A 26,380-nucleotide genomic window follows, 5' to 3' on the forward strand; every position below is an offset into this window, starting at 1 on the left:
CGGCCTGCGCCGTCCGTAGCTTCGTCTCCGAAGGCGCTCCACGAAGGGGCGCAGGGCGGAGAGGTGAAGGCGATGTTCGGACACAAGGCGCGGCCTGGCGGGGCGGCCCCGTCCAGCGAGGCGCTCCGGCTCGAGGACGTCCGCAAGGTCTACGGCGCGGAGGACAACCGCGTCGTCGCGCTCGACGGAGTCTCGCTGTCGCTTCCGGCCGGGTCGTTCACCGCGGTGATGGGCCCGTCCGGCTCGGGCAAGAGCACGCTGCTGCAGTGCGCGGCCGGCCTCGACAAGCCGACCGGCGGCCGGGTCCTGGTGGACGGCGCCGAGCTGTCCGGCGACGGTGAGGCGGCGCTGACGAAGTTCCGCCGGGAGCGGATCGGGTTCGTGTTCCAGCAGTTCAACCTGCTGCCGACGCTCACCGTCCTGCAGAACGTGACGCTGCCGCTGAAGCTCGCGGGCCGCCGCGTCGACAAGGACCGGGCGCGGGAGATCCTCGGCCGGGTGGGGCTCGGCGACCGGCTCGGGCACCTGCCGGCGGAGCTGTCGGGCGGGCAGCAGCAGCGGGTCGCGATCGCGCGGGCGCTGGTCACCGAGCCGCGGATCCTGTTCGGCGACGAGCCGACCGGCGCGCTCGACAGCCGCAGCGCCCGCGACGTCCTCGGGCTGCTGCAGGAGGCCGTCCGGGTGTACGGGCGGACGATGGTGATGGTCACCCACGACCCGGTCGCCGCCGCGCACGCCGACGCCGTCCTGTACCTGGCGGACGGCCGGATCGTCGGCCACCAGAGCGCGCCGACGGCGGAGGCCGTCGCCGAGCGGATGACGCGCCTGGCCGACGAGGTCGAGCGGCAGCGGACGTCCGGCCGCGCCCAGGCGGGGGTGTGAGATGGTCGCGCTGGCACTGCGGTCCCTGCGCAAGCGCGCGGGCGCGTTCACGGCGAGCTTCCTGTCGATGTTCCTCGGTTCGGCGATCATCATGGCGTTCGCCTCGATGTACGACACGGCCGAGGCGAGCGGGGCGACCGGGCAGACCCGGTCCACGCTGGTCACGATGGCGATGGTGGTCGGCGGCTGGGGGCTGCTGCTGGTCGTCTTCGCGGTCACCTCCACGCTGACCCTGTCGGTCCGGCAGCGGGCGGCGGAGATGGCGCTGCTGAAGAGCGTCGGCGCGACGCCGGCGCAGCTCACCCGGATGATCGTCGGTGAGGCGGCGGTCCTGGCCGTGCTGGCGGCGCTGCTCGGCGCCGTCCCCGGCGCGCTCGGCGGGCGGGGGCTGCTCGGGCTGCTGCACGGCACCCACCAGGTCCCCGGCGACGTGCCGTACGCGTTCGGGGCGTTCGCGCTCGGCACCGGCGTCGGGGTGACGTTCGCGTCCGCGGCGATCGCCGCGCTGATCACCGCGCGCCGCGCCGCCCGCGTCCGGGTCACCGAGTCGCTGATGGCGGCGGCCGCGGACCCGGGCCGGCTCGGCCGCAGGCGCGCGGTCTTCGCCGGGGTGTTCCTGTTCCTCGCGGTGGACGAGGCGGTCGTCACGATGACGATGATGCGCGGCAAGGGCACCGACGCGATGGCGGCGTCCGGGCAGGCCGACATCCTCGCCGCGATCGGGCTGGCGCTGCTCGCCCCGGTGATCGTCCGGCGGGCGACGGCGCTGCTGGGCGGGCCGGTGCGCGCGTTCGGCGTCGCCGGCGACCTGGCGGTGACCAACCTGCGCCGCCGGACGGGCGCGATGGCGTCCGCGGTCACCCCGATCATCCTGTTCACCGGCATCGCGGTCGGGACGCTGTTCCTGCAGGCCACCGAGAACGCCGCGACGGACCGGTCGGGCGTCGCCGCGACCGCCGACCAGAAGGGCGTCGAGACGCTGAACCTGGTGGTCATCGGGATGGTGGTGCTGTTCGCCGCGATCATGCTGGTGAACACGCTGGTCGCGGCGACCGCGCACCGGCGCCGCGAGTTCGGCCAGGCCCGACTGGCGGGCGCGACCCCGGCCCAGGTGCTCGGCACGGTGGCGCTGGAGTCGGCGGTCCTGACGGTCGTCGGCGCCGCCTGCGGGACGGTCGCCTCGGTCTTCACGATCATCCCGTTCGCGGTGGCCCGCAAGGGCTCGGCCGTCCCGGACGGGAGCGCCTGGATCTACGTCGGGGTCGTCGCCCTCGCGGCCGTCCTGACCGGGGCCACGGCCCTCGGCGCCGCCCGCCGCGCCGTCCGGACCCCGGCGGTCGACGCGGTCACCGCCTGACCGCCCGAGCCGTACGCCCGCGGTGCGGTGCGCTCGTCATGAGCGCGCCGCACCGCGGGCGTTTGTGGTTTCCGGTGCCGGCGCGCATACTGGGTGAGCACTCACTCATTTTGGAGGCGGGCATGGACGGAACGGCCGGCACGGTCCGCGGCGGATCCCCCGCGGCGGCCGCGATGCGAGCGCTCCCCGGCATCTGGGCGGACGGGCGGCGCGTCGAGCGCGCCTGCTACGCGGTCGGCGGGCTGCTGATGCTCGGCGGCCTGGTCCACCTGCTGGTGTTCGCCGTCGACGGCGGCCCGTGGACCGGGCCCGTCTCGTGGCGCAAGCCCGTCACCTTCGGCCTGTCCTTCGGCCTCACGCTGATCACCATCGCCTGGGTGAGCTCGTTCCTCGAACTCGGCGAGCGGGCCCGGCGCGTCCTGCTCGGCGTGTTCGCGGCCGACTGCGTCGCCGAGGTCGCGCTGATCACCCTCCAGGCGTGGCGGCGGGTCCCGTCCCACTTCAACATGGAGACGCCGTTCGACACCGCCGTCTCGCGGATGCTCGCGGCCGGCGGCGCCGTCCTGGTGGTCACGCTCGTCGCGCTGACCGTCGCCGCGTTCCGCGCGAACCCCGGCACCGCCCCGAGCATGCGCCTCGCCTTGCGCGCCGGGTTCGCCGCGCTCATGGTCGCGCTGTCGTCCGGCGCCGTGATGATCGCCAGGGGAGTGGCCGCGGCGCAGACCGGCCACCAGCAGGCCGCCTACCACGTCGCCGCGGCCCTCAAGCCCGCGCACTTCGTCACGATGCACGCCGTCCTCGTGCTCCCGGCGCTGGCCTGGCTGCTGACCTTCACCGGATCCACCGAGGCGCGCCGCGTCCGGACGGTCGCGCTCGCCACCGCCGGCTACGGCGTCGCGGCCGCCGCCGTGGTCGCCGTCTCCGCCGTCCGGTTCGCCGCCGCCTGAGACGGGCCGGACCGGCGGCAGGTCCACCGGTCCGATTCACACCGGGATGCCATACGCTTCCACTTATGGACGAGGTTTCGGCCCGCACTTCCCCGGAGACCGACCCGGCCCCGCCGGAACGGGGCAAGGGCGGCCTGCGGCGCTTCCTGCGGCGCATGGCGTCGAGCAAGGCCGAGCTCGAAGCCGAGGAGCTGCAGAAGACCAGCGGTGACGAGGGCGCCACCCCCATCACCGCATGTTCGGCGCGCAAGCGGCACTGCGTGGCGGGTACGCTGCGTACGGTGACCCTCCGGCCCCGGGGCGGCGCCCCCGCGCTGGAGGCCGAGCTCTACGACGGCACCGACGTGATCAACCTGGTCTGGCTCGGCCGGCGGCGGATCGCCGGCATCGACCCGGGCCGCCGGCTGCGCGCCGAGGGGCTGGTCAGCGTCCAGGACGGGCGCAAGGTCATGTTCAATCCGCGCTACGAGCTGCGCGGCGGATCCTGACCCCCGCCCGGGGCGGGGTGCGGGGGCGCGGCCCCCGCGGCGAGACGGCCTGGAGTGCGATGTGAGCGAACGGGAAGCGACAGAGACGGCGGCCGGCACCGGCGCCTCCGCGGCGGCGCCCGGCGGCGGCCCCGCGCAGGAGCCGGCGGGCGCCGGCGCCGCCCCCGCCTCCGCTCACGACACCGTCGAGGCCGCGGTGCGCGCCCAGCTCAGCAAGGCGCTCGGCGGCGTGCGCGGCATGATCGAGGCCGCCGTCCCGACGATCGGCTTCACCGCGACCTACGTCGCCTCCAAGGACATCAAGCTCTCCGTCGGCGTCGGGGTGGGCGCGGCGGTGGTGCTGCTGCTGGTCCGGCTCGTGCAGCGCACCAGCGTGCAGTTCGTGCTGAACAGCCTCGTCGGCATCGCGATCGCGGCCTTCTTCGCGCTGCGCTCCGGCAAGGCCGAGGACGCGTTCCTGCCCGGCATCATGCTGAACGCCGGCTACGCCGCCGCGATGATCTTCTCCATCGCGGTGCGCTGGCCGATCGTCGGCTTCATCATCGGCTCGGTCACCGGCGACCCGACCGCCTGGCGCGCCGACCGCGGCATCGTGCGGCTGTGCTCCCGGCTGACCTGGCTGCTGGTGCTGCCGTGCGCGCTGCGGGTCGCCGTCCAGTACCCGATCTACCTGTCGTCCGGCGACCAGAGCGGGCTGCTCGGCGCCGCGAAGATCGCGATGGGCTGGCCGCTGCAGGTCGCCGCGCTCGCCACCATGGTCTGGCTGCTCACCCGGGGCCGCACCCCGCTGCCCGCCGGCGAGGACGCCGGCGAGTCCGGCGCCGCCTGAGCCCGCCCCCGGCTTACGGGTGCGGGGACGGGCCGCCCGGCCCGCCCCCGCGCGCCTCACCGCCCGCCGAGCAGCTCCGCGAGCTCGTCCTCCACGTCCTGGCTGGCCACGAACATCAGCTCGTCGCCCGGTTCGAGGGTGTCGTCCGGCGTCGGCACCAGCACCCGGCCCTCGCGCAGGATCGCCACCAGCGCCGTGTCGCGCGGCCAGCTCACCGACCCGACCCGCTCGCCGCCGAGCGGCGCGTTGTCCGGCAGCGTCAGCTCCACCAGGTTCGCCTCGCCCTGCCGGAACGTCATCAGCCGGACCAGGTCGCCGACGCTGACGGCCTCCTCCACCAGCGCCGACAGCAGCCGCGGCGTGGACACCGCGACGTCCACCCCCCACGACTCGTTGAACAGCCACTCGTTGTTCGGGTGGTTGATCCGCGCCACCACCCGCGGCACCCCGTACTCGGTCTTGGCGAGCAGCGACACCACCAGGTTGACCTTGTCGTCGCCGGACGAGGCGACCACGACCTGGCAGCGCTCCAGCGCCGCGTCGTCCAGCGCGGAGATCTCGCACGCGTCGGCCAGCAGCCACTCCGCGCGCGGCACCATCTCCACCTTGATGGCCTTCGGGCTCTTGTCGATCAGGAGCACCTCGTGGCCGTTCTCCAGCAGCTCCTGGGCGATGGACCGGCCCACCGCGCCGGCCCCGGCGATCGCGACCCGCATCAGGAGCCCTCCTCGTTGCGCGCCGCGACGGCGGCGTTGATCCGCTCGACCTCGCCGGCGGGCGCGATGATGTGCACGATGTCGCCGTCCTGGATCACCGTGTTGCGCTCCGGGACGAGCGCCTCGCCCATCCTGGACAGGAACGCCACCCGGCAGCCCGCGTGCTCCTCCAGCGCCCCGACCTTCTCGCCGACCCACAGGTGCCCGGAGTCCAGCTCCGCGAGCAGCACCGCGCCGGTCGGGTCGCGCCACAGCGGCTCGGCGCCCTCGGGCAGCAGCCGGCGCAGGATCTGGTCGGCCGTCCAGCGGACCGTCGCCACCGTGGGGATGCCGAGCCGCTGGTACACCTCGGCGCGCCGCGGGTCGTAGATCCGCGCCACCACGTTGTCGACGCCGAACGTCTCGCGCGCCACCCGCGCCGAGATGATGTTGGAGTTGTCGCCGCTGCTGACCGCCACGAACGCGTCCGCGTTCTCGATGCCCGCCTCGACGATCACATCGCGGTCGAAGCCGAACCCGGTGATGCGGCGGCCCTTGAAGCCGCTGCGCAGCCGGCGGAACGCCTCCGGGCTCTGGTCGATGATGGCCACGGTATGGCCCTTGTCCTCGAGGATGTGGGCGAGCGTCGACCCGACCCGCCCGCACCCCATGATCACGATATGCACGGCCGTTCCTTCTCCCGTCCAGAGGGGACGTCCCCCCCTGTACCCCCCGTGCCGTGCACGACGTCCGCCGCCGGTCCGCCGACGCCGTGCTGCACCCGAGGATCGCTTTCCTGATTGATCCCTGCCGGGCTGCAAAACTACACATCCGCCCAGGCGAGCACTACCCGCCCGGCCAGAGGGCGGGGCCGGGAGGGCGCGCCGGCGGGACGGGCTAGGCTCTCCTCTCGTGTCAAAGGTTCCGGACCTTGCGAAGCGGCTCATCCTGGGCCGCGCGCTGAGCAGCGCCCAGCAGCACGAGCAGCTGCTGAAGAAGAGGGTCGCGCTGCCGATCTTCGCCAGCGACGCCCTGTCGTCGGTGGCGTACGCCCCCCAGGAGATCCTGCTCGCGCTCGCCGCCGCGGGTCTCGTCACCTACCACTACACCCCCTGGGTCGCCGCGGCCGTCGTGGTGATCCTGCTCACCGTCGTCGCGTCGTACCGGCAGAACGTCCGCGCCTACCAGAGCGGCGGCGGCGACTTCGAGGTCGCCACCACCAACCTCGGCGGCAACTGGGGCGTGGTCGTCGCCAGCGCCCTGCTCGTCGACTACGTCATGACCGTCGCGGTGTCGGTGTCGTCCGGGGTGGAGAACCTCGGCGCGCTGCTGAAGTTCATGCAGCCGCACGAGGTGGCCGTCGCCATCGGCATCGTCGTGCTGCTCACCATCGGCAACCTGCGCGGCCTGAAGGAGGCCGGGGTCGCCTTCGCGATCCCGACCTACCTGTTCATGTTCTCCATCGTCGCCATGCTGCTGTGGGGGATCGGCCGGCTGGTGTTCGGCGCCCACCTGGACGCGGAGACCGCGCACTACCAGATCCGCGGGGACGAGGCGGGCGTCGCCGGGTTCGCGCTGGTGTTCCTGCTGCTGCGGGCCTTCTCGTCCGGCTGCGCCGCGCTGACCGGCGTCGAGGCGATCAGCAACGGCGTGCCGGCGTTCCGCAAGCCCAAGGGCGAGAACGCGGCCAAGACGCTGCTGGCGCTCGGCGTCGTCGCGATGACGATGTTCGGCGGGGTGACCGCGTTCGCCTACATCACGCACGCCAAGTTCGCCTCGCCCGACCAGGGCAGCCACCTGATCAACCCCGCCACCGGCAAGGAGGTCACCGACGCCGACCCGGTGATCGCGCAGGTCGCGCACACCGTGTTCAGCAACTTCGAGGTCGGGTTCGGGCTGGTCACCACGATGACCGCGCTGATCCTGTTCCTCGCCGCGAACACCGCGTTCAACGGGTTCCCGGTGCTGGCCTCGGTGCTCGCGCAGAACCGCTACCTGCCCCGCCAGCTGCACACCCGCGGCGACCGGCTCGCCTTCAGCAACGGCATCATCATCCTGGCCACCATGGCGGGGCTGCTGATCTACGCCTACGACGCGTCCGTCAGCCGGCTGATCCCGCTGTACACCGTCGGCGTGTTCGTCTCGTTCACCGTCAGCCAGGTCGGCATGGTCCGGCACTGGAACCGGCTGCTGGCCACCGAGACCGACCCGGCGCAGCGGCGCCGGATGCGCACCTCCCGCGGCATCAACGCCTTCGGCGCCACCCTCACCGGCATCGTCCTCGTCGTCGTGCTGCTCACCAAGTTCCTGCTCGGCGCCTACATCGTCTGCATCGCGATGCCGCTGCTGTTCCTGCTGATGCGGGCGATCCGGCGGCACTACGACCGGGTCGCCGAGGAGCTGGTGCCCTCCGGCGAGGACGTGGCGCTGCCCGCCCGCAACCACGCCATCGTGCTGGTCTCCAAGATCCACAAGCCGACGCTGCGGGCGCTGGCCTACGCCCGCGCGACCCGCCCGTCGTCGCTGGAGGCCGTCACGGTCGCGGTGGACGCCGACGAGTCGCAGCGGCTCCAGCAGGAGTGGGACGCCCTCGACATCCCCGTCCCGCTGAAGATCCTCGACTCCCCGTACCGGGAGATCACCCGGCCCGTCCTCGCCTACGTCAAGAGCGTGCGGCGGCGCAGCCCCCGCGACGTCGTCACCGTGTTCATCCCCGAATACGTCGTCGGCCACTGGTGGGAGCAGCTGCTGCACAACCAGAGCGCGCTGCGGCTGAAGGGCCGGCTGCTGTTCCAGCCCGGCGTCATGGTCACCAGCGTGGCCTGGCAGCTGCACTCCTCCGACCGGCTCAAGGGCCGGGTGGAGCCGCCGGGCCCGGGCTCGTCGCGGCGCCCGCCGCGGGTCGAAGCGCGCCCGTCCGGCGGTAGTGTTTCGGACCGTGAGTGAAACCGACGGAGTCGGCCCGGGGGGCAGGTCCCCCTCGCGAGGCACCGACTCGGAACCCGATGTCCCCGAGATCCTCGAACTGGAGATCGGCAACGTCGCCAACGGCGGCTTCTGCGTCGCCCGGTACGAAGGCCGCGTGGTGTTCGTCCGGCACGCGCTGCCCGGCGAGAAGGTGCGGGCCCGGGTCACCGACCGCACCAAGAACTTCCTGCGCGCCGACGCCGTGGAGATCATCGAGGCGTCCCCGGACCGGGTCGAGCCGCCCTGCCCGTTCGCCGGGCCCGGCCGCTGCGGCGGCTGCGACTGGCAGCACGCCTCCCTGCCCGCCCAGCGCGCCCTCAAGGCCGCGGTCGTCGAGGAGCAGCTGAGCCGGCTCGCCGGGATCACCCGCACGGTCGTCGTCGAGGAGGTCCCCTACCCGGTCGACGCCGAGGTGATGCCGCGGCCGGGGCTCGGCTGGCGCACCCGCGTCCAGTTCGCCGTCGACGGCGGCGCCGTCGGCCTGCGCAAGCACCGCTCGCACGACATCGAGCCGATCGACGAATGCCTGATCGCGCACCCCGGCGTCGAGCTGATGGGCATCGAGCACAAGCGCTGGCCCGGCGCGTCCGGCGTCGAGGGCATCGTGTCGGCCACCACCGGCGACCGGCTCGTCGTGCTGCGCGGCCGCGACCGCCGCAAGATCCGGGTGCCGCGGCTGGACGTCCCGGTCCGGCTGGTGCGCGGCAAGCCCGAGCCCGGCGCGAACCTGCCGTACGTCCGCGAGTCCGTCTCCGGGCGGATGTTCCAGGTCTCCGGCAGCGGGTTCTGGCAGGTCCACCCCGGTGCCGCACAGCTGCTCGCCGACGCCGTCCTGGACGCGCTCGAGCCGAAGCCGGGCGACATCGCCCTCGACCTGTACTGCGGCGTCGGGCTGTTCGCCGGCGTCCTCGCCGACCGGATCGGGCGCGACGGCCTCGTCGTCGGCGTCGAGTCCGACGGGCAGGCCGTCCGGGACGCCCGGTTCAACCTCCGCGACCTGGACAACGTCGCGATCGAGCGCGGCCCCGTCGAGGAGGTCATCGCCGACCTGGAGTTCGGCCGCGCCTCCGCCGGCTCGCGCACGCAGAACAAGCGCGGCGGCGGCCACCACCGGGGCGAACGCGTCCGCCGCGCCGACGTCGTCGTCCTGGACCCGCCCCGCACCGGCGCGGGCCGCGCGGTGGTCGAGCACGTCACCCGGATCGCCGGCCGCAAGATCGCCTACGTGTCCTGCGACCCCGCCACCCTGGCCCGCGACCTCGGCTACTTCGGCGAGCGCGGCTGGACGCTGGAGACCCTGCGCGCCTTCGACGCCTTCCCGATGACCCAGCACGTGGAGTGCCTCGCGACGCTGGTCAGGGGCTGACCGCCGGGCCGGAAAACCGGTTGCGGGCACTGGTTACCGTGGGCGCATGACCGATCTGGAGATCCGGGACGTCCCCGAGGCCGATGTCGACGGGATGATCGACTTCGCCGGTCTGGTGTTCCACCAGCGCATCCGCGAGCGCGATCTGGAACGCTGGCGCTGGATGATACGGCGCGCCGAGCGCATCGGCGCCTGGTCCGGCGGCGTCCGGGCGGGGCAGATCGCCGTGCTGCCGATGCGGCTGGCCGTGCCGGGCGGGACCGTCGAGTGCTCGGCGATCACCGCGGTCGGCGTGCTGCCGACGCACCGCCGCCGCGGCGTGCTGTCGGCGATGATCGAGCGGATGCACGCCGACGCGATCGCCGCGGGCCGCCCCGTCGCGGCGCTGTGGGCGTCGGAGAGCGCCATCTACGGCCGGTACGGCTTCGGTCTCGCGGACCGGGCCGTCGAACTGGAGGTCGACACCTCCCGCCCGCTGGCGCTGCGCACCGAGCCCGACCCGCGGCCGCTGCGGTTCATCGACCTCGCCGAGGTGCCCGCCGTCCTCGGCCCGATCCACGCGGCCGCCCTGGCGCGCCGCCCCGGCGGGCTGGTACGCGACGACGAGTGGTGGGCCCGCAACGTCCTGCCCGCCGAGGAGCTGAGCGACGACCGGCTCACCGAGCCGCGCGTCGTCGTGCACCCGGAGGGCTACGCGATCTACCGGACGGGCCGCGGCACCGTCCGGCTGGAGGACCTCGTCGCCGCGGACGCGCGGGTCGAGGCGGCGCTCTGGCAGTATCTCGCCGGCATCGACCTGACCTCGCGGATCACGGCGCCGAGCCGCCCGGTGGACGACCTGCTGCCGCACATGGCCGCCGACCCCGACCAGGTCCGGACGACCGCCGACTACGGCGCACTGTGGCTGCGGCTCGTCGACGTCCCGGCCGCGCTCCGCGCCCGGTCCTGGGCGGCCGACGACGCGTTCGTGCTGGACGTCGCGGACGCCCGCATCCCCGGCAACCACGGCCGGTGGCGGCTGGCGACCGGGAGCGAGCCCGGCTGCGAGCACACCACCGGCGCCCCCGACCTGTCGCTGGACGTCGCCGACCTCGCCGCGGTCCACCTGGGCGGCGCCAGGCTGACCACGCTGGTGCGGATCGGCGCGGTCACCGAGCACACGCCGGGCGCCGCCGCGCGCCTGGACGCGGCCCTGGCCGTCCCGCTGGCGCCCTACACCAACGACGACTTCTGATCCGCCGGGCCGGGGGAGCGGCGGGTCAGCGCCAGAAGAAGACCTTGGCGCTTCCCCCGGTCGCGACCTTCGCGGCGCCACCGCCGTGCTGGGCCACCTGGAACCGCAGCCGGTAGCCGTCACCGATGGTGTCGGCGGCCACCGAGTACACGATGTGGGTCTGGTCGCCGGCCGACACGTAGTCCTGCACGGGCCCGCCGGTGACCTTGCTGTCGTCCTTGGCGTCGACCTCGACCGCGCGGGCCTGGATCAGCGTGCCCGCGGGCACCCCGGTGACCGTCACGGCGGCGGTCAGCGAGTAGCGGGCCGGCCCCCACAGGATGCTCGGGCCGCCGCTGTCGGCGTGCTGGTGCTCGGAGTCGGCGTAGTCGTGCTGCCAGCTGACGTTGGTCCACTGGCCGGCGGGCAGCTGCTGCTCCTTGGTCGTGCCGACGGACACGTAGCTCGGCATTTCGTCGTCCTCACCGGGCGAGACGCCGACGCGCCACTGCCCATAGTCGCTCTTGACGGCGCGGTCGTAGTCGAGGCCGACGCCGTTGATCGTGTGGTCGTTGGAGTACTGCTGCAGCTGGGCGCGCTTGTCCCAGCGGCCGCCGGACCAGGCGTACGTCTGCCACCCGTAGGCGATCTTCCCGGCGTCGAACGCCCGGTTCACCGGCCCGTAGCCGGCGTACAGCCCGACCCGGCCGCGGCCGAGGACGGACGCGGCGCCGTCCAGGTAGGCGTTGATCGCGTCCTGCTGGGCGGACGAGGCGTCCCAGTCGACCGCGAAGTAGATCGGCCGGTCGTCCGGCATGCCGCACGCCTCGGCCTGGCTCGCGGCGGCCGTCGCGTCCGCCGCGCCGGCCGCCTTGCCGTCCAGCGCCCGGTTCGCGGCGGTCTCCCACACCACCACCAGCCACACGCCCGCCGCCGACAGCTCGTCGGCCTCGGCGCGGTTCAGGTTCTTGCCGGTGGTGTCGTGCGAGAGGTAGCGGCACGCGAACTTCGCCCCGGCGCGTTTCAGCGCGGCCGCGCCGGGGCGTCCCCACGCGTAGTCGACGCCGAAGACTGCCATGTCAACTCCATGATTCGGAACCAGGTCATTGCCGATTCAACAGGTTGCGCCCTTTTCGTCGCAGGAGATTCCCGAGGTTGATCGCCCCGAACGGGCCATTGCGTCCGTTGTGACTGTCCGTGACGACACGCCGACGTTGCGCTAGCGGTTCGCGCCCGCGCTCGCTACAACGGACCTGTCCGCTACGAAGCCGCAGGCCACGGGGGGGTTCCATGGTGATCGGGAAGAGGTCGGGACGCGCCGGCGCGCGGGGGGTCGCGGTGCTGGCCGCCGCGCCGCTGCTCGGGGTGCCGCTGCTGGGCGCGGCCGCGGGCGCGCACGCCGACGGGCCGGGCCCGTCGGGCCACAAGGGGCAGCACGCGCACAAGGGGCGGCCCGCCAAGCACCAGAAGAAGGCGCACAAGAAGAGCCTGTCCGTGCAGCTGCACACCAGCGGCCCCGGGAAGACGGTGCTGCCGGGGCGCACGTACGACTGGCCGTTCGCGGTGACGGCGAAGGCGCCGGGGAAGGCGGGCCGCGCGGTGTTCCGCGCGACGCTGCCGAAGTCGCTGGAGTTCGTGTCGGGGCGGCGCGACTGCGCCGTGAGCGGCTGGACGGTCGAGTGCGACTTCGGCGCGGTCAGGCCTGGTGAGACGATCGCCGGGATGATCCGGGCGAGGGTCGCGCGGCGGGCCCGGCCGGGGGAGGAGCTGCGGATCCCCGCGACGGTGACGTGGCACGGGAAGCGCGACGCCGCGGCCTTCCCGGTGGCGCGCGTCGCCCGGACGGCCGACCTCGTGCTGTCGAAGAGCGCTCCGGCGACCGCGCGGACCGGCGCGCCGATCTCCTACGAGCTGAAGGTCCGCAACCGGGGCCCCGCCACCGCCGAGGACGTGTTCGTCCGCGCGTCGGGGCCGGTCCGGCTGCTCTCCGGGAACGCCGCGTGCATCCCCGAGGAGCGGGGGTTCGTGTGCGGGGTCGGCGCGCTGCGGCCGGGCGAGACGCGGACGCTGCGCTTCAAGGTGCTGCCGGCCGGGAACGTCCGGGCCGGGCGGGTCCTGAGGTACGGCTCGCGGGTGACGTCGTCGACGACCGACCTGAACACCGCGAACAACTCCATCACGGTGCGCACCAGGATCACGGCCAAGAAGGCCGCTCCGGCGAAGAAGCCTCCGTCCAAGAAGGCCCCGGTGAAGAAGAGCCCGGTGAAGAAGGCTCCGGCCAAGCGGCCCGGGGGCAAGAAGCATGCGCCGAAGAAGGACCACGGGGGCGCGCCCCAGACCAAGCGGGCGGCCGCGAGGTAGGTCCCGCGGCGCGGGCGGGGGAGCGGCCGTACGAGGATGGACCCATGCGTCTACGGATCTTCACTGAGCCCCAGCAGGGGGCGAGCTACGAAACGCTGCTGTCGGTCGCGAAGGCCACCGAGGAGCTCGGCTTCGACGCCTTCTTCCGCTCCGACCACTACAGCAAGATGGGGGACGTGTCGGGCCTTCCGGGCCCGACCGACTCGTGGGTGACGCTCGGCGCGCTGGCCCGCGAGACGAGCCGGATCCGGCTGGGCACGCTGGTGACGGCCGGCACGTTCCGCTACCCGGGCCCGCTGGCGATCTCGGTCGCGCAGGTCGACCAGATGAGCGGCGGCCGCGTCGACCTCGGCATCGGGACGGGCTGGTTCGAGGAGGAGCACGCCCAGTACGGCATCCCGTTCCCGAGCCTGAACGAGCGGTTCGAGCGGCTGGAGGAGCAGATCCGGATCGTCACCGGGCTGTGGGGGACGCCGGACGGCGAGACCTTCTCCTTCGCCGGCGAGCACTACACGGTGACGGACTCGCCCGCGCTGCCGAAGCCGGCGCAGGCGGGCGGCCCGCCGGTGATCCTCGGCGGGTTCGGGCCGAAGCGGACGCCGCGCCTGGCCGCCGCCTACGCCGACGAGTACAACGTGCCGTTCCACCAGGTGGCGGAGACCGGCGGCGCGTTCGACCGGGTCCGGGCCGCCTGCGCGGAGGCCGGGCGGACCAGGCCGATCACCTACTCCGCCGCGCAGGTCGTCTGCTGCGGGCGGGACGAGGCGGAGATCGCGCGCCGCGCCGCCGCGATCGGCCGGGAGGTCGACGAGCTGCGGAGCAGCGGCCTGGCGGGCACCCCGGCCGAGGTCGTGGAGAAGATCGGGCGGTTCGGGGAGCTCGGCGCCGAGCGGATCTACCTGCAGGTCCTCGACCTCGGCGACCTGGACCACCTGGAGCTGCTGGCGTCGGAGGTGCTCGCCAAGCTCTGAACCGGGTCCGGCCGCCGGAGCCGGCGGCCGGACGGCGAGGGGCCCGCGGCGAGGGGGTGCGTTCCCCGAGGGGAGCGCTCGTCCTCGCCGCGGGCCGCCGTCCGGGGTTGCCGGGCCGGGGTCGCGGACCGCGGGTCGCCGGGTCGCGGACGCCGGGCCGGGAGCCGCCGGAGCGGTGGCCGCCGTGACCCGGGGGTCAGGCGGCCGCGGGCGCCGCGCCGTCACCGCCGCCCTCGCCGCCTTCGGCGTCCTCCGGGCGGGCGTGCATCGGCAGCAGGAAGGTCGCCAGGAAGGTCAGCCCGAGCATCCCGACCACGATCCACAGCGTGATCTTCATCGCGCCGGTGAAGCCGGTCTTGGCCGCGTGCGAGGCGTCCGACGCGATCGCCTTCTGGACGGCGGGCGCCGACGCGGGCGCCGCGGCGGCCGCGGCCTTGACCTCGCCCTGCAGCCGGGTGCAGGAGGCCGGGACGGCCTCGGCGTCCTTGGCGGTGGCGCGGTCGCGGCCGCAGTCGCGCAGCCCGGTCACGATGCGGTCCTGCTGCGCGGCCGGGACGGACGCGGCGGCGAGCTGCTTGCGCAGCCCGGCGGCGCCGTCGTCGGCGGCGGTCGCGACGTGCCCGCCGAGCAGCCCGAAGAAGACCGTGCCGAGCACGGCGGCGCCGAGCGAGCTGCCGAGCTGCTGGATCGCGGTGAGCGTGCCGCCCGCCGAGCCGGTCTCCTCGGGCTCCACGCCCGCCAGCACGGTGTCGAAGAACGGGCCCATCAGCAGGCCCATGCCGAGCCCGGTGACGAGCAGGGCGGGGACGAGCTGCCAGGGGGTGACGTCCGGGCCGGCCTGCTGGAGCGTGACCGACATCCCGGCGATGCCGGCGGCCATGATGACGGCGCCCGCGTGGATGACCTTGCGGCCGAACCGCTGGACGGCCTGGACGACGCCGAAGCCGACGATGATGCCGGCCGACCACGGGATCTGCGACAGGCCCGCCTTGAGCGGCGAGAACCCGAGGCCCATCTGGAAGAACAGCGACAGCACCAGGCCGATGCCGGCGACGCCGCTGAAGAAGACGACGCCGACGGCGAGCCCGCCGGTGAAGCCGCGCTTGCGGAACAGGCTCGGGATGATCAGCGGGTCGCCGCCGGCGCGCTGCTTGCGCACCTCGTACCAGGCGAACACGGCCCAGACGGCCAGGGACGCGGCGATCATCGCGAAGGTCCAGGCGGGCCAGTCCAGCTCGCGGCCCTGGACGAGCGGGTAGATCATGAGGCCGGCGCCGAGGGAGGCGAGGGCGGCGCCGGTGAGGTCGAGCCGGGAGGCGTGCGGGGAGCGGCCGTCGGGCAGGAAGCGCAGGCCGGCGAGCACCGCGGCCAGGCCGAGCGGCAGGTTGATCAGGAAGATCATCCGCCAGCCGGTGCCCCACAGGTCGGCGTCGATCAGCCAGCCGGCCAGCACCGGGCCGCCGACCGACGACAGCCCCATGACCGGGCCGAAGGCGCTGAACGCGGCGCCCATCTCCTTCGGCGTGAACATCTGCTTGATCATGCCGATGCCCTGCGGCAGCATCAGCGCGCCGAACAGGCCCTGGACGAGCCGGGCGCCGATCAGCATGCCGGGGGAGACGGCGATGCCGCACAGCAGCGAGCCGACGGTGAAGCCGGCGGCGCCGATGAGGAACATCCGCTTGCGGCCGTACAGGTCGCCGAGCCGGCCGCCGGTGATGACCCCGACGGCCATGGCGAGGGTGTAGCCGGCGGCGAGCCACTGGATGGTGGCGGCGGATCCGCCCAGCTCGCCGCGGATGGTCGGGGCGGCGATGGCGGTGATCAGGGCGTCGAGCATGTCCATGACCTCGCCGGCGAGGATCACGAACAGGGCGGCCCAGCGCCAGCGGAAGCCCGCGGCGCCGGCCGTCCCGGCTGGGGACTGCAGTGTCTCGGTCATGTCGGCTCCATCGGCGAGAACAACGTTCGTGGCAACGAACAACGTTCTACGGCGGGAACGGCGTTCGTGTCAAGTACGATGTTCGTGACGTGATTTTGTCTCTCAGGTAGAGAAGATATATCGCGATTCCCGGAAGTCAAGATGTATCGCGAAAATTGGGAGGTCCGAGGTGGCCGTCGCACGTCCCGAGATGCCCACGCCGCCCGGGCGCAGGCCGCGCCGGCCCGCGCCGTCCCGGCAGCCGCTGACCCAGGAGCGGGTCGTCGAGGCGGCGATCGCCGTCCTGGACGCCGAGGGGCTGGAGGCCGTCACGATGCGCCGCGTCGCGCAGGAGCTCGGCACCGGCCCGGCGTCCCTGTACGCGCACGTCTCGGACAAGCAGGAGCTGCGCGAGCTGATGCTCGACCGCGTCGCCGGCGAGGTCCGGCTGCCGTCCGAGCCCGACCCGGCCCGCTGGCGCGAGCAGCTCAAGGAGATCGCGAGCGAGGTCCGCCGCGTCTACACCTCGCACCGCGACATCGCGAAGGTCTCCATGGGGCTGATCCCTACCGGCCCGAACCTGCTCGCCATCGCCGACATGGAGCTCGGCCTCATGCGCGCGGGCGGTGTGCCGGCGCGGATCGCCGGCCTGGCCGTCGACACCCTCGGCATGTACATCGACGCCGACGCCATCGAGGACACCTTCTACACGGCCACCATCACCGGCGACGACGACCCGTGGGAGCACTTCCAGAAGTACCTTCGCGAGATCCGCGCGTACATGGCGGCGCTGCCGGCGGACCGCTACCCCAACATCGTCGCGATGATCGACGACCTCACGGCCGGGGGCGGCGCCGAGCGCTTCGAGTTCGGCCTCGACCTCCTGCTGCGCGGCATCGCGTCCTACGTCGAGGACCGGCCCGACGCGTAGCCGTCCGAGCCGCGGCGGAGGGCGGCGTCAGCCGAAGACGCGGCGGAACGCGTTGCGCCTGGGGGTGTCCTTGGCGGACTCCCAGACGGCGAAGACGACGTGCTCGAAGCGGTTCTCGAACTCTCCGCCCGGGCCGAGCGGCCCGGCGAACGCCTCCGCCACCTCCGTGGGGTCGTTGCGGAACACGCCGCAGCCCCACGCGCCCAGCACCAGCCGTCCGTGCCCCTTGGCCAGTGCCACCGCGAGGACCTTCCGCGCGCGCACACGCAGCACCTCGGGAATCAGCTCCGCCTTGGCGGGATCCCGGATCGCGCCCCGGTTCGGCGCGGGCGAGGTCAGGAAGGCGACCTCGTACGGCTCGTCCAGCAGATGCCCGGCGTCGGTGCGGATCACCGGCACGCCGGGGGAGTAGATCATGTGGTCGCTGTAGAGCAGGTCGCGCTGCTCGCGGTGGAAGTCGTAGTACTCCCGGGCGGCCTGCAGCGACGGGTACAGGCCGGACGAGCGCGCCAGGCCCTCCTCCTGCGCGTGCGCGCCGTTCAGGAAGCCGCCGCCGGGGTTCTTGGCGGAGGCGAAGTTCAGCGCCATCGGGACCGTCCCGGGCGCGAGCAGGCGCCGCGCCGCCGCGAGGGTGGTCTCGTCGGTCACCTCGATGCGCGTCGCGGCGCCGGTGCCGGCGGGGAGGCGCCGCAGGAGGGCGTCGAGCGCCTCCGGACGGTAGAGGACGGTGTCGCGCACGCAGCGCGCGAGGGCGTCGGCGATGGAGACGGTGTGCCCGGAGGGGGCGCGGTACTCGCCGCTTTCGAGGATGGCCACGGTCTCCTGCGCGGTCATCCGGCGGGGGTGTCTGCTCATGTCGCTCCGGATTGTGGCGGCCCCGGGCGGGTCGCCGCAATCCCTTTTCGCGGTTGACCCGCCACTCTTGGTGACTATGCGCAACGGGTCGGAGATGCAGGCACTTGTGGTGCTACCTGGGGATTTGCCGGAAATGATCATATCTTGACTACTTTCTGGCATGCTGGCTCCGCCATGCAGCCTCCACGATCACGACAGGGCCGGCGCCGGGCGTCGCCCCACCGCCGGACCGCCGCCCCGCCGCCCCAGCCGCCGACGCCGCCCGTCCGGCAGGGGCCGCCGGCCCCTCCGCAGGAGCCGTTCCCCGGGGAGGCGCCGTACCCGCAGGGACCGCCCCCGCCGCACGGCGGACGCGGCGGAGGCGGCGGACGAGGCGGACGTGGCGGAGGCGGCGGTGGCCGCCGGCGCGGCGGGCCCTCCGGAGGCGACCGGCGCCGCCCGGCCTCGACCGACTGGCTAGGCGACGACCTGGAGCGCGAGTTCGAGGGCGCCCGGCGGACGCGGATGCGCGGCGTGATCGTGGGCGTCACCGCCCTGGTGCTCGTCATCCTGGTCGGCCTCGGCGCGATGGCCTACCTGAGCTTCGGCGGCGGGGCCGAGCACGCCGCCGCGCCGACGCCGAAGAAGGAGACGGGCAAGAAGCAGGGCGACGCGCGCGTCGAGACGGAACCGCCCGACGCGCCCACCGGCAAACCCAAGCAGTCCGTGTACATCCCGACGAAGGGCACCGGGAAATTCCTTCTGCCCGCCTCCGGGAGCCGCGTCTTCGGGCACGGCAAGATCATGCGCTACATGGTCGAGGTGGAGGGCGGCTTACGGCAGGACCCCACGAAGTTCGCGCGCAGCGTCGACAAGATCCTCGCGGACCGGCGCGGATGGACGGCCAGCGGGAAATGGGCGTTCCAGCGCGTGAACTCCGGCTCGTACGACTTCGTGGTGCAGCTCGCGTCGCCGAAGACCGTCGACAGGATCTGCGGCTCCTATGGCATGACCACGAACGGCACGGTGAACTGCAGCGGCGGCAAGCAGGTGGTCGTGAACCTGCGGCGCTGGCTGCTTTTGACGAAGTACTACCGCGGCCAGCCGGACGCCTACCACGCGCTGACCGTCAACCACGAGGTCGGCCACCGGCTGGGCTTCGGCCATTCGACGTGCCCGGGGCGCGGCCGCCCCGCCCCGGTGATGATGCAGCAGATCTACGGGCTGAAGGGCTGCCGGATCAACCCGTGGCCGTTCGACGTGCACGGCCGTTTCCTGACCGGCCCGTCGGTTCCCGGAAAATGAATTAGGGGCGGCTCGCCGGGTTCCGCCACACTCGAGGCGTGCTCCTCACGATTACCACCACCCTGGACCGGGCGACCGACCTGGGCTATCTCCTGCATAAGCATCCGGAGAAGGTGCAGAGTTTCGGGCAGTCCTTCGGCACCGCGCACGTCTTCTATCCGGACGCGGACGAGCGGCGCTGCACGGCGGCGCTGCTGCTGGACGTCGACCCCGTCAAGCTCGTGCGCACGCGCGGGAAGGGAACCCCCGACTTCTCCCTCGGCCAGTATGTGAACGACCGTCCCTATGCGGCGTCGTCGTTGCTGGCCTCCGCCATGGCGAACGTCTTCCGCACCGCCATGCGCGGCAGGTGCGACATGCGGCCCGAACTGGCGGAGACCGCGATCCCGCTGGAGATCGTGCTCCCGGCGCTCCCGTGCCGGGGCGGCCCCGGGCAGGCCGAGCGCTTCTTCGCACCGCTCGGCTGGGACGTGTCGGCCGTGCCCGTGCCGCTGGATCCGGAGTTCGTCGACTGGGGCGACTCCCGCTACGTGACGCTCACGCTCACCGGCCGGATGCGGCTCGCCGACGCGCTCAATCAGCTCTACGTCCTGCTGCCCGTCCTGGACGACGCCAAGCACTACTGGATGGCGCCGGACGAGGTCGACAAGCTCATCCGCGCAGGGGAGGGGTGGCTCGGCGCGCATCCCGACCGGGCCGCCATCACCCGCCGCTACCTCGCCAACAGGCGCGCCCTCGTGCGCGCCGCGCTGGGCCGCCTCGCCGACGCCGAGGACGCGCCGGACGACGCGCTCGACCCGGTCGAGGTCGAGGAGGAGCCCGCGCGCCCTGAGAACGGCACAGAGAACGGTACTGAGAACGGCGCGGAGGCCGCGGAGGAGGCGCCGGCGTCGCTGTCGGAGCGGCGCGTCCAGGCGGTCGTGCAGGCGCTCCACGACGAGGACGCGCGCCGCGTCATCGACATGGGGTGCGGCTCAGGGAAGCTCCTCGCGCGCCTCGCCCGGGACGACTTCTTCAGCGAGATCGCCGGTACGGACGTCTCGTACCGCGCGCTGGAGGGAGCGGCACGCCGCCTGCGGCTCGACAAGCCGCGGCACCGTCCCGACAAGCGGCTCCAGGAGGTCTTCCAGAGCGCGCTCACCTACGCGGACGAACGCTTCCGCGGCTATGAGGCGGCCGTGCTGATGGAGGTCGTCGAGCACATCGACCCGCCCAGGCTCGCCGCTATGGAGCAGGTCGTGTTCGGCCATGCCAAGCCCCGCGTCGTCGTCGTGACGACGCCCAACGCCGAGCACAACGTCCGCTACGAGGGAATGGCGCCCGGCGCCATGCGCCACCCCGACCACCGCTTCGAATGGACCCGCGCGGAGTTCCGCGCATGGGCCGGCCGCGTCGCCTCGGCGCACGGCTACCGGGTCCGCCACGTGCCGGTCGGCGACGACGACCCCGAGGTGGGCGCGCCGACGCAGATGGGAGTGTTCGCCCGATGACCGAGATCCGGCTTCCGGAGATGGGGCTGGTCGTCCTGGTCGGCGTGACCGGGTCCGGCAAGTCGCACTTCGCGCGCAAGCACTTCGAGCCGACGCAGGTGGTGTCGTCCGACCGCTGCCGCGGCATGGTGTCCGACGACGAGAACGACCAGTCCGCGACCGGCGACGCGTTCGACCTGCTGCACTACATCGTCGCCAAGCGGCTGCGCCGCGGCCTGCTCACCGTGGTGGACGCGACGAACGTGCAGAGCAAGGCGCGGCAGGCGCTGCTGCGGCTCGCCAAGGAGCACGACGTGCTGACGGCGGCGATCGTCCTGGACGTCCCTGAGCGGCTCGCTGCCGAGCGGAACGCCGTCCGCCCCGACCGGGACATGCCCGCGCACGTCATCCCGCGCCAGCGGCGCGAGCTGAGCCGCGGGCTGCGCACGCTCGGCCGCGAGTTCCGCCGCACCTACGTGCTGTCCGGGCAGGAGGAGATCGACGCCGCCACGATCGTCTACGAGAAGCCGTGGAACGACAGGCGGGAGCTGACCGGGCCGTTCGACATCGTCGGCGACGTGCACGGATGCCGCGCCGAGCTGGAGGACCTGCTCGGCGGTCTCGGCTACGAGATCGAGCGGGACGCGCAGGGCCTGGCCGTGGACGCGAACCACCCCGGCGGGCGCACCGCCGTCTTCGTCGGCGACCTGGTCGACCGCGGCCCGGACTCGCCCGGCGTGGTCCGGCTCGTCAAGGGCATGGTGGAGGCGGGCAACGCGCTGTGCGTGTCCGGCAACCACGAGGCGAAGCTCGTCCGCGCCCTGCGCGGGCGCCAGGTACGGCTGTCGCACGGGCTCGCCGAGTCGATGGAGCAGTTCGGCGCCGAGACCGAGGAGTTCCGCGACGGCGCGCTGCGCTTCATGGACGGGCTCATCAGCCACTACGTCCTCGATGAAGGGCGCCTCGTCGTGGCCCACGCCGGGCTCAAGGAGGACTACCACGGGCGCGCGTCGGGCCGTGTCCGCTCGTTCGCGCTGTACGGCGACACGACGGGGGAGACCGACGAGTACGGGCTGCCCGTCCGCTACCCGTGGGCGCGCGACTACCGCGGCAAGGCGATGGTCGTGTACGGCCACACGCCCGTCCCCGACGCGGAATGGATCAACAACACCATCTGCCTGGACACCGGCGCGGTGTTCGGCGGCAAGCTGACCGCGCTGCGCTACCCGGAGCGCGAGCTGGTGTCCGTCCCCGCCCAGCAGGTCTGGTACGAGCCGGCCCGCCCGCTGCACGCGGCGTCCGCGTCGGCGCCGGGCGGGCACCGGGAGAGCGACGTCCTGAAGATCGACGACGTCCTCGGCAACCAGGGCGTGGAGACCCGGCTGATGGGGCGCGTCACCGTCCGCGAGGAGAACGCGCTCGCCGCGCTGGAGGTGATGAGCCGGTTCGCCGTCGACCCGCGGTGGCTCGTCTACCTGCCGCCGACGATGGCGCCCGCGGCCACCTCGCCGCTGCCCGGCCGGTTGGAGCACCCCGCCGAGGCGCTCGCCGCGTACCGGGAGAAGGGCGTCCTGCGCGCGATCTGCGAGGAGAAGCACATGGGCTCGCGCGCCGTCGCGGTCGTGTGCCGCGACGCGTCGGTGGCGGAGGCGCGGTTCGGCGTGGAGGACGGGACGACCGGCGCGGTCTACACCCGCACCGGGCGGTCCTTCTTCCGCGACGTGTCCGCTACGGAGGAGGTGCTCGACCGGGTTCGTTCCGCGATCGGCGCAGCCGGCCTGTGGGACGAGCTGGAGACCGGATGGCTCGTGCTGGACTGCGAGCTGCTGCCGTGGTCGGCCAAGGCCATGGACCTCATCCGCACCCAGTACGCCGCCACGGGCGCGGCGGCGCGCGCCGCACTGCCGATGGCGTCCGACGTCCTCGCGCGCGCACACGAGCGCGGCCTCGACATCGGCGGGCTCCGCGACCACATCGACCGGCGTGCGGCCAACGCCGCGCGTTTCCGCGACGCCTACGCGCGCTACTGCTGGCCGGTCGACGGACTGCAGGGTGTGCGCATCGCACCGTTCCAGGTCCTCGCCGCGGAAGGCCGCTCCCTGGCGACCGCGCGCGAGCACGACTGGCACATGGACGTCGCGGCGAGGCTCGCCGACGCCGACCCCACCGGCCTGCTCCAGCGGACGGAGTCGGTCATTGTCGACCTGGCGTCGCCGGAGTCGGAGGCGGCCGTCACCGCATGGTGGGAGAAGCTCACCGCGTCGGGCGGGGAGGGGATGGTCGTCAAGCCGCTCGGGCCGCTCCCGGAGGACGTGAAGGTGCAGCCGGGCGTGAAGTGCCGGGGCCGCGAGTACCTGCGGATCATCTACGGGCCGGACTACACCGAGCCCGAGAACCTCGACCGGCTGCGCGGCAGGTCGCTCGGCCGCAAGCGCTCCCTGGCGATGCGCGAGCACGCGCTGGGGACCGAGGCGCTCGACCGGCTCGCCGCGGGGGAGCCGCTGTGGCGGGTCCACCAGGCCGTCTTCGCCGTCCTGGCCCTGGAGTCGGAGCCCGTCGACCCGCGCCTGTGACGTCCGCGCCTGTGACGTCCGCGCCTGTGACGCCGGCCCCGGGCGCGCCGCCGGCCGTCGCCGGGACCCGCCGGAAATGACCGCGGCCCGCCTCCCTGGGGGGCGGGCCGCTCGGCGTCAGGTCGAGAAGAGCATGTGGAAAACGCTGCCGTGATGGCCGTGGTGCCCATGGTGGCCGTGGTGATGGTGGTGCTGCACGGCCGGGGCGCCCCATCCGGGCGCGGGCGGAGCGGCCCGGTAGCGGGACTCCATCTGGCTGAGGGCCTCGAGCTCGCCGTAGTCGAGGAAGATGCCCCGGCAGCTGTCACACTGTTCGATGTGGACGCCGCTGCGGTTGTAGGTCCGCATCAATCCATGACACTTAGGGCAGTGCATCGCCTTGTCATCCTTCCGCTATGGATCCCCAGGTAGAGGGTAAATGTAGGGCAGGACGCGCGCCACGTCATACGGGCCGTCACGCCGCGTCCCCCGCGGCGGAGATTCTGCCGCAGGCGTCCACCATCGCCTGTTCCGGTCCGTCCAACGCGCGTTCGTCCCCCCTCGCGGATATGACGCACGTGGCGGCGATCTGGATCGCCAGACTTCGCGCTGGTATGTCCAGGGTCGTCCAAGGGTCGGCGGCGTCGGGCACCGCGGGGCCGCCGGCCGCGGCGTAGGCGTCGAGGAACAGCGTCCACTCGTCGGGGTGCAGGACGCCGGACAGGTACAGCGCGGCGGGACGCGCCAGGTCCCATGCGGGGTCGCCCCTGCCGAGGTCCTCGATGTCGATGAGCCGCCAGTGCCCGTCGCGCGCGCGCACCATCTGCCCCAGATGCCAGTCGCCGTGGATGAGGTGCTCCGGCCGCTCGGGACGGGCCATCCCCGCGTCTTCACCGCGGATCCAGGCGGGCAGTGTGGCGAACGCACGCCGGATCTCGTCCTCGGCAGTGCCGTCCCCGAGGCGTGCTACCTGCGTGGCCACGCGCGTGGGCCGTCCCCAGGACGGTGCTTCCGCAGGAATGGGCGTGGCATGGACGCCGGCCAACAGCCGCCCGGCCTCCTCCCAAGGAAGCTCCTTCTGCGGATCCACGGGCTCGCCGTACAGCGAGAGCGTGACCGTACGGCCGTCCACAGTCGACGGTGGTCCGAGCGGCCCCAGCAGGAGGTCCGGCAAGGAGGCCGCCACCTTGATGCGCGCGAGGAACGGGTCCCCGTACTCGCGGCCGGGCTGGTGCGCCTTCACCACGAGGTCGCCCACCCGCACCACCAGGACGCCGTGACGGTCGTACAGCGTCTCCGGTTCGGCGGACGCGTCCGGAGCGTCCGCGCCGGTACGGGACGAGCCGGTGCGGGACGAGCCGGTGCGGGACGAGTCGCGCCCGATCTCAACGAGCCGGGCGAAAAGGTCCGGCGGGGCGGTCTCGGTCTCCACGGGACCAGTCAACCATCCGGCGGGCCCCCCAGGCGGGCCCGGTCTACGCGGGAGAGTTCACCGACTCGTCGCGCAGCTTGCGCCGGATGACCTTCCCCAGGATGTTGCGCGGCAGGTCCGTGCGCGGACGGAACTCGGCGGGCACCTTGTAGTGCGAGAGGTAGCGCTCGCAGTGCCGCCGCAGCTCGTCCGCCGAGAACGGGTAGGCGGGATGCTCCACCACGTGCGCGATGACGCGTTCGCCGCGCCGCTCGTCCGGCCCGCCGACCACGGCGCAGTCGTGGACGGCGGGATGGCGGCGCAGGACCTTCTCCACCTCGGACGGGAAGACGCTGAACCCGCTCACCTTGATCATGTCGCGCTGGCGCTCCAGGATGGTGACGAAACCCTCCTCGTCCATCACCGCGATGTCGCCCGTCCGCAGCCATCCCTTCGACAGGGTCTGCGCGGTGGCGAGCGGCGCGTTCCAGTAGCCCGCGAACACCTGCGGGCCGCGCACCACCAGCTCGCCGGCCTCCCCGGGCGGCAGGTCCCGCGTCGGCTCGTCGACGTCCACGATGACCGCGTCCGTCATCGGCAGCGGCAGCCCCACGGTCAGGTTCCGCGCGCCGCCGCCGAGCGGGTTGGCGGTGACCGCCGGGGACGCCTCCGTCAGCCCGTAGCACTGGATCAGCCCGCGCGCCCCCAGCTCGTCGAGGCGGTCGAGGGTGCGCTGCCCGAGCGCCATCGCGCCGCAGATGTAGACCCGCAGCGACCGCAGGTCCGACGGCCGGAACCGCGGGCCGTCCAGCACCTGCTCGTACAGCGTCGGCACGCCGGGGAACACCGTTGGACGGTACTTGCGGATGGCGCGCAGCGCGCGGTCGCGGTCGAAGCGCGGCAGCAGCACCACCGCGCCCGCCCGCATGATGGGCGCGATGAGGCAGCTCATCAGGCCGAACGAATGGAACAGCGGCAGGACCGCGAGCGTCACGTCCTGGCCCTCGCGCCCGCCGAGATCCCACGCGTGCTGCTGGCACGCGTTCGCGACCAGGTTCCGGTGCGTCAGCATGGCGCCCTTGGGGCGGCCCTCCGTCCCGCCCGTGTACTGGATCGCCGCCAGGTCCCGCGACGGGTCCACCGGAAGCTGGCGCACCTGCCGCTGCGGGACGCGCTGCAGCTCGCTGAACGGGACGACGCCGGCGTCGTCCGGCACGTCCGCGGTGATGGCCGCCCGCCGCCGCTGCGTCTGCACCAGCGGCAGCCGCAGCACGGCCCGCTTCACCGGCGACAGGTAGTCGACGAGGGAGGTGACGACGACGTGCTCCAGCCGCAGCCGGTGCCGCACCGCCCGCACCGTCCCGTAGGAACGATCCAGCACGACGGCGACCCGGGCGTCGCAGTCGGCGAGCTGGTGGAGCATCTCCTCCTCGGTGTACAGCGGGTTGTGCTGGACGGCGATCGCGCCCCTGCGCAGCACCCCGAAGAACGCGATCACCAGCTGCGGGCAGTTCGGCAGGATCAGCGCCACCCGGTCGCCGGGCTGCACGCCGAGCCGGTGCAGGCCGTCGGCGAAGCGGTCCGCCGCGTCCCGCAGGTCCCGGTAGGCGGTCCGCCGCCCGGAGAAGACCAGCGCGGTGCGCCGCGGGTACCGCTCCGCGGCGTCGTCGAGCAGCCGCGTGACGGGGACGTCCGGGATCGCGACCTCGGTGGGAACCCCCGGCTGATACCTCCGCCGCCACGGGAGTGATCTTTGTGACGAGGGCCACATAATCGAGAATTCAACCACGACCCGCCCGATCCCGGAACAGCGGCGCCCGCCCGTCCCCGCCGCTCCGCGCGCGCTTGGGCGGCCGTCCGCGGGGTAGGGGGTCCGACCGG

At 73.4% G+C, this 26,380-nt stretch carries 22 protein-coding genes; 14 read left to right on the forward strand and 8 right to left on the reverse strand.

Features of this window, described 5'->3' with window-relative positions; all coding sequences use genetic code 11:
* The first annotated feature begins 72 nt into the window (after positions 1-72).
* The 5 genes from J4709_RS17895 (at position 73) to J4709_RS17915 (ending at position 4,503) form a co-directional block, all read left to right on the forward strand.
* Complete coding sequence (locus tag J4709_RS17895) at positions 73-882, forward strand: ABC transporter ATP-binding protein (RefSeq protein ID WP_208242137.1); 810 nt, start codon at positions 73-75, stop codon at positions 880-882.
* A 1-nt stretch (position 883) separates the two neighbouring features.
* A complete protein-coding gene (locus J4709_RS17900; protein WP_208242139.1) occupies positions 884-2,239 on the forward strand; it encodes an FtsX-like permease family protein in 1,356 nt (451 codons plus the stop codon).
* A gap of 122 nt (positions 2,240-2,361) precedes the next feature.
* Entirely contained in the window at positions 2,362-3,186 is an 825-nt protein-coding gene (locus J4709_RS17905; RefSeq protein ID WP_208242141.1) for a hypothetical protein, read from the forward strand.
* 65 nt (positions 3,187-3,251) lie between these two features.
* On the forward strand, positions 3,252-3,674 hold the full coding sequence (locus tag J4709_RS17910; protein ID WP_173095319.1) for an OB-fold nucleic acid binding domain-containing protein: 423 nt from the start codon (positions 3,252-3,254) through the stop codon (positions 3,672-3,674).
* 61 nt (positions 3,675-3,735) lie between these two features.
* Complete coding sequence (locus tag J4709_RS17915; RefSeq protein WP_372442106.1) at positions 3,736-4,503, forward strand: DUF3159 domain-containing protein; 768 nt, start codon at positions 3,736-3,738, stop codon at positions 4,501-4,503.
* A 56-nt stretch (positions 4,504-4,559) separates the two neighbouring features.
* On the opposite strand, the gene J4709_RS17920 is transcribed toward J4709_RS17915, so the two are convergent.
* Positions 4,560-5,219, reverse strand: a complete 660-nt coding sequence (locus tag J4709_RS17920; protein ID WP_151545913.1) for a potassium channel family protein — start codon at positions 5,217-5,219, stop codon at positions 4,560-4,562.
* Positions 5,219-5,884, reverse strand: coding sequence for a potassium channel family protein (locus tag J4709_RS17925; RefSeq protein WP_208242143.1), 666 nt, complete (start codon positions 5,882-5,884; stop codon positions 5,219-5,221). The genes J4709_RS17920 and J4709_RS17925 overlap by 1 nt, the downstream gene beginning before the upstream one ends.
* Before the next feature lie 226 nt (positions 5,885-6,110).
* Between J4709_RS17925 and J4709_RS17930 the strand changes: the two genes are divergently transcribed.
* From J4709_RS17930 to J4709_RS17940, 3 genes are all read left to right on the forward strand, one after another.
* Positions 6,111-8,144 (forward strand): APC family permease, encoded by a 2,034-nt coding sequence (locus J4709_RS17930; protein ID WP_208242145.1) that lies wholly within the window; start codon positions 6,111-6,113, stop codon positions 8,142-8,144.
* A gap of 70 nt (positions 8,145-8,214) precedes the next feature.
* Positions 8,215-9,531 carry a class I SAM-dependent RNA methyltransferase gene (locus J4709_RS17935; RefSeq protein ID WP_208242264.1) on the forward strand — a complete coding sequence of 439 codons (1,317 nt, stop codon included), beginning with the start codon at positions 8,215-8,217 and terminating at the stop codon, positions 9,529-9,531.
* Positions 9,532-9,577: 46 nt separating this feature from the next.
* Positions 9,578-10,765, forward strand: coding sequence for a GNAT family N-acetyltransferase (locus tag J4709_RS17940; RefSeq protein ID WP_208242147.1), 1,188 nt, complete (start codon positions 9,578-9,580; stop codon positions 10,763-10,765).
* Between the two features lie 25 nt (positions 10,766-10,790).
* On the opposite strand, the gene J4709_RS17945 is transcribed toward J4709_RS17940, so the two are convergent.
* Positions 10,791-11,822 (reverse strand): glycoside hydrolase domain-containing protein, encoded by a 1,032-nt coding sequence (locus J4709_RS17945; protein WP_208242149.1) that lies wholly within the window; start codon positions 11,820-11,822, stop codon positions 10,791-10,793.
* 212 nt (positions 11,823-12,034) lie between these two features.
* Between J4709_RS17945 and J4709_RS17950 the strand changes: the two genes are divergently transcribed.
* Both J4709_RS17950 and J4709_RS17955 read left to right on the forward strand, forming a co-directional pair.
* Positions 12,035-13,105, forward strand: a complete 1,071-nt coding sequence (locus J4709_RS17950) for a DUF11 domain-containing protein (protein WP_208242151.1) — start codon at positions 12,035-12,037, stop codon at positions 13,103-13,105.
* Positions 13,106-13,149: 44 nt separating this feature from the next.
* The gene (locus J4709_RS17955) at positions 13,150-14,076 is read left to right on the forward strand and encodes an LLM class F420-dependent oxidoreductase (RefSeq protein WP_208242153.1); all 927 of its coding nucleotides are present in this window, start codon (positions 13,150-13,152) and stop codon (positions 14,074-14,076) included.
* Between the two features lie 196 nt (positions 14,077-14,272).
* Here the strand turns inward: J4709_RS17955 and J4709_RS17960 are convergent, their stop codons facing one another.
* A complete protein-coding gene (locus J4709_RS17960) occupies positions 14,273-16,018 on the reverse strand; it encodes an MFS transporter (RefSeq protein WP_208242155.1) in 1,746 nt (581 codons plus the stop codon).
* 169 nt (positions 16,019-16,187) lie between these two features.
* On the opposite strand from J4709_RS17960, the gene J4709_RS17965 reads away from it, so the two are divergent.
* Positions 16,188-16,928 (forward strand): TetR/AcrR family transcriptional regulator C-terminal domain-containing protein, encoded by a 741-nt coding sequence (locus tag J4709_RS17965; protein ID WP_307801325.1) that lies wholly within the window; start codon positions 16,188-16,190, stop codon positions 16,926-16,928.
* 27 nt (positions 16,929-16,955) lie between these two features.
* On the opposite strand, the gene J4709_RS17970 is transcribed toward J4709_RS17965, so the two are convergent.
* Entirely contained in the window at positions 16,956-17,783 is an 828-nt protein-coding gene (locus tag J4709_RS17970; protein WP_208242157.1) for a TIGR02452 family protein, read from the reverse strand.
* Between the two features lie 504 nt (positions 17,784-18,287).
* Between J4709_RS17970 and J4709_RS17975 the strand changes: the two genes are divergently transcribed.
* The 3 genes from J4709_RS17975 to J4709_RS17985 are packed head-to-tail and all read left to right on the forward strand — an operon-like array spanning position 18,288 to position 23,109.
* A complete protein-coding gene (locus J4709_RS17975) occupies positions 18,288-19,067 on the forward strand; it encodes a DUF3152 domain-containing protein (protein WP_208242159.1) in 780 nt (259 codons plus the stop codon).
* Between the two features lie 38 nt (positions 19,068-19,105).
* Positions 19,106-20,557 carry a 3' terminal RNA ribose 2'-O-methyltransferase Hen1 gene (locus J4709_RS17980; RefSeq protein WP_208242162.1) on the forward strand — a complete coding sequence of 484 codons (1,452 nt, stop codon included), beginning with the start codon at positions 19,106-19,108 and terminating at the stop codon, positions 20,555-20,557.
* Positions 20,554-23,109: a polynucleotide kinase-phosphatase gene (locus J4709_RS17985; RefSeq protein WP_208242164.1), complete on the forward strand. Its 2,556-nt coding sequence runs from the start codon at positions 20,554-20,556 to the stop codon at positions 23,107-23,109. Before J4709_RS17980 ends, J4709_RS17985 begins: the two co-directional genes overlap by 4 nt.
* Before the next feature lie 117 nt (positions 23,110-23,226).
* On the opposite strand, the gene J4709_RS17990 is transcribed toward J4709_RS17985, so the two are convergent.
* The 3 genes from J4709_RS17990 to J4709_RS18000 form a co-directional block, all read right to left on the reverse strand.
* Positions 23,227-23,484 (reverse strand): TFIIB-type zinc ribbon-containing protein, encoded by a 258-nt coding sequence (locus tag J4709_RS17990; protein ID WP_208242166.1) that lies wholly within the window; start codon positions 23,482-23,484, stop codon positions 23,227-23,229.
* Positions 23,485-23,563: 79 nt separating this feature from the next.
* Positions 23,564-24,520: a phosphotransferase family protein gene (locus J4709_RS53385; protein WP_307801326.1), complete on the reverse strand. Its 957-nt coding sequence runs from the start codon at positions 24,518-24,520 to the stop codon at positions 23,564-23,566.
* A gap of 43 nt (positions 24,521-24,563) precedes the next feature.
* Entirely contained in the window at positions 24,564-26,270 is a 1,707-nt protein-coding gene (locus J4709_RS18000; RefSeq protein WP_208242169.1) for an AMP-binding protein, read from the reverse strand.
* Positions 26,271-26,380: the final 110 nt, after the last annotated feature.

The organism is Actinomadura violacea (genome assembly GCF_017573465.1).
Taxonomy (GTDB): Bacteria; Actinomycetota; Actinomycetes; order Streptosporangiales; family Streptosporangiaceae; genus Spirillospora; species Spirillospora violacea.

What these genes read in the sequence shown, in the direction of transcription:
- J4709_RS17895 (WP_208242137.1), top strand. Translation starts at nt 73, where the DNA reads ATGTTCGGACACAAGGCGCGGCCTGGCGGGGCGGCCCCGTCCAGCGAG.
- J4709_RS17900 (WP_208242139.1), top strand. Translation starts at nt 884, where the DNA reads ATGGTCGCGCTGGCACTGCGGTCCCTGCGCAAGCGCGCGGGCGCGTTC.
- J4709_RS17905 (WP_208242141.1), top strand. Translation starts at nt 2,362, where the DNA reads ATGGACGGAACGGCCGGCACGGTCCGCGGCGGATCCCCCGCGGCGGCC.
- J4709_RS17910 (WP_173095319.1), top strand. Translation starts at nt 3,252, where the DNA reads ATGGACGAGGTTTCGGCCCGCACTTCCCCGGAGACCGACCCGGCCCCG.
- J4709_RS17920 (WP_151545913.1), bottom strand. Translation starts at nt 5,219, where the DNA reads ATGCGGGTCGCGATCGCCGGGGCCGGCGCGGTGGGCCGGTCCATCGCC.
- J4709_RS17940 (WP_208242147.1), top strand. Translation starts at nt 9,578, where the DNA reads ATGACCGATCTGGAGATCCGGGACGTCCCCGAGGCCGATGTCGACGGG.
- J4709_RS17945 (WP_208242149.1), bottom strand. Translation starts at nt 11,822, where the DNA reads ATGGCAGTCTTCGGCGTCGACTACGCGTGGGGACGCCCCGGCGCGGCC.
- J4709_RS17950 (WP_208242151.1), top strand. Translation starts at nt 12,035, where the DNA reads ATGGTGATCGGGAAGAGGTCGGGACGCGCCGGCGCGCGGGGGGTCGCG.
- J4709_RS17955 (WP_208242153.1), top strand. Translation starts at nt 13,150, where the DNA reads ATGCGTCTACGGATCTTCACTGAGCCCCAGCAGGGGGCGAGCTACGAA.
- J4709_RS17960 (WP_208242155.1), bottom strand. Translation starts at nt 16,018, where the DNA reads ATGACCGAGACACTGCAGTCCCCAGCCGGGACGGCCGGCGCCGCGGGC.
- J4709_RS17970 (WP_208242157.1), bottom strand. Translation starts at nt 17,783, where the DNA reads ATGAGCAGACACCCCCGCCGGATGACCGCGCAGGAGACCGTGGCCATC.
- J4709_RS17975 (WP_208242159.1), top strand. Translation starts at nt 18,288, where the DNA reads ATGCGCGGCGTGATCGTGGGCGTCACCGCCCTGGTGCTCGTCATCCTG.
- J4709_RS17985 (WP_208242164.1), top strand. Translation starts at nt 20,554, where the DNA reads ATGACCGAGATCCGGCTTCCGGAGATGGGGCTGGTCGTCCTGGTCGGC.
- J4709_RS17990 (WP_208242166.1), bottom strand. Translation starts at nt 23,484, where the DNA reads ATGCACTGCCCTAAGTGTCATGGATTGATGCGGACCTACAACCGCAGC.
- J4709_RS18000 (WP_208242169.1), bottom strand. Translation starts at nt 26,270, where the DNA reads ATGTGGCCCTCGTCACAAAGATCACTCCCGTGGCGGCGGAGGTATCAG.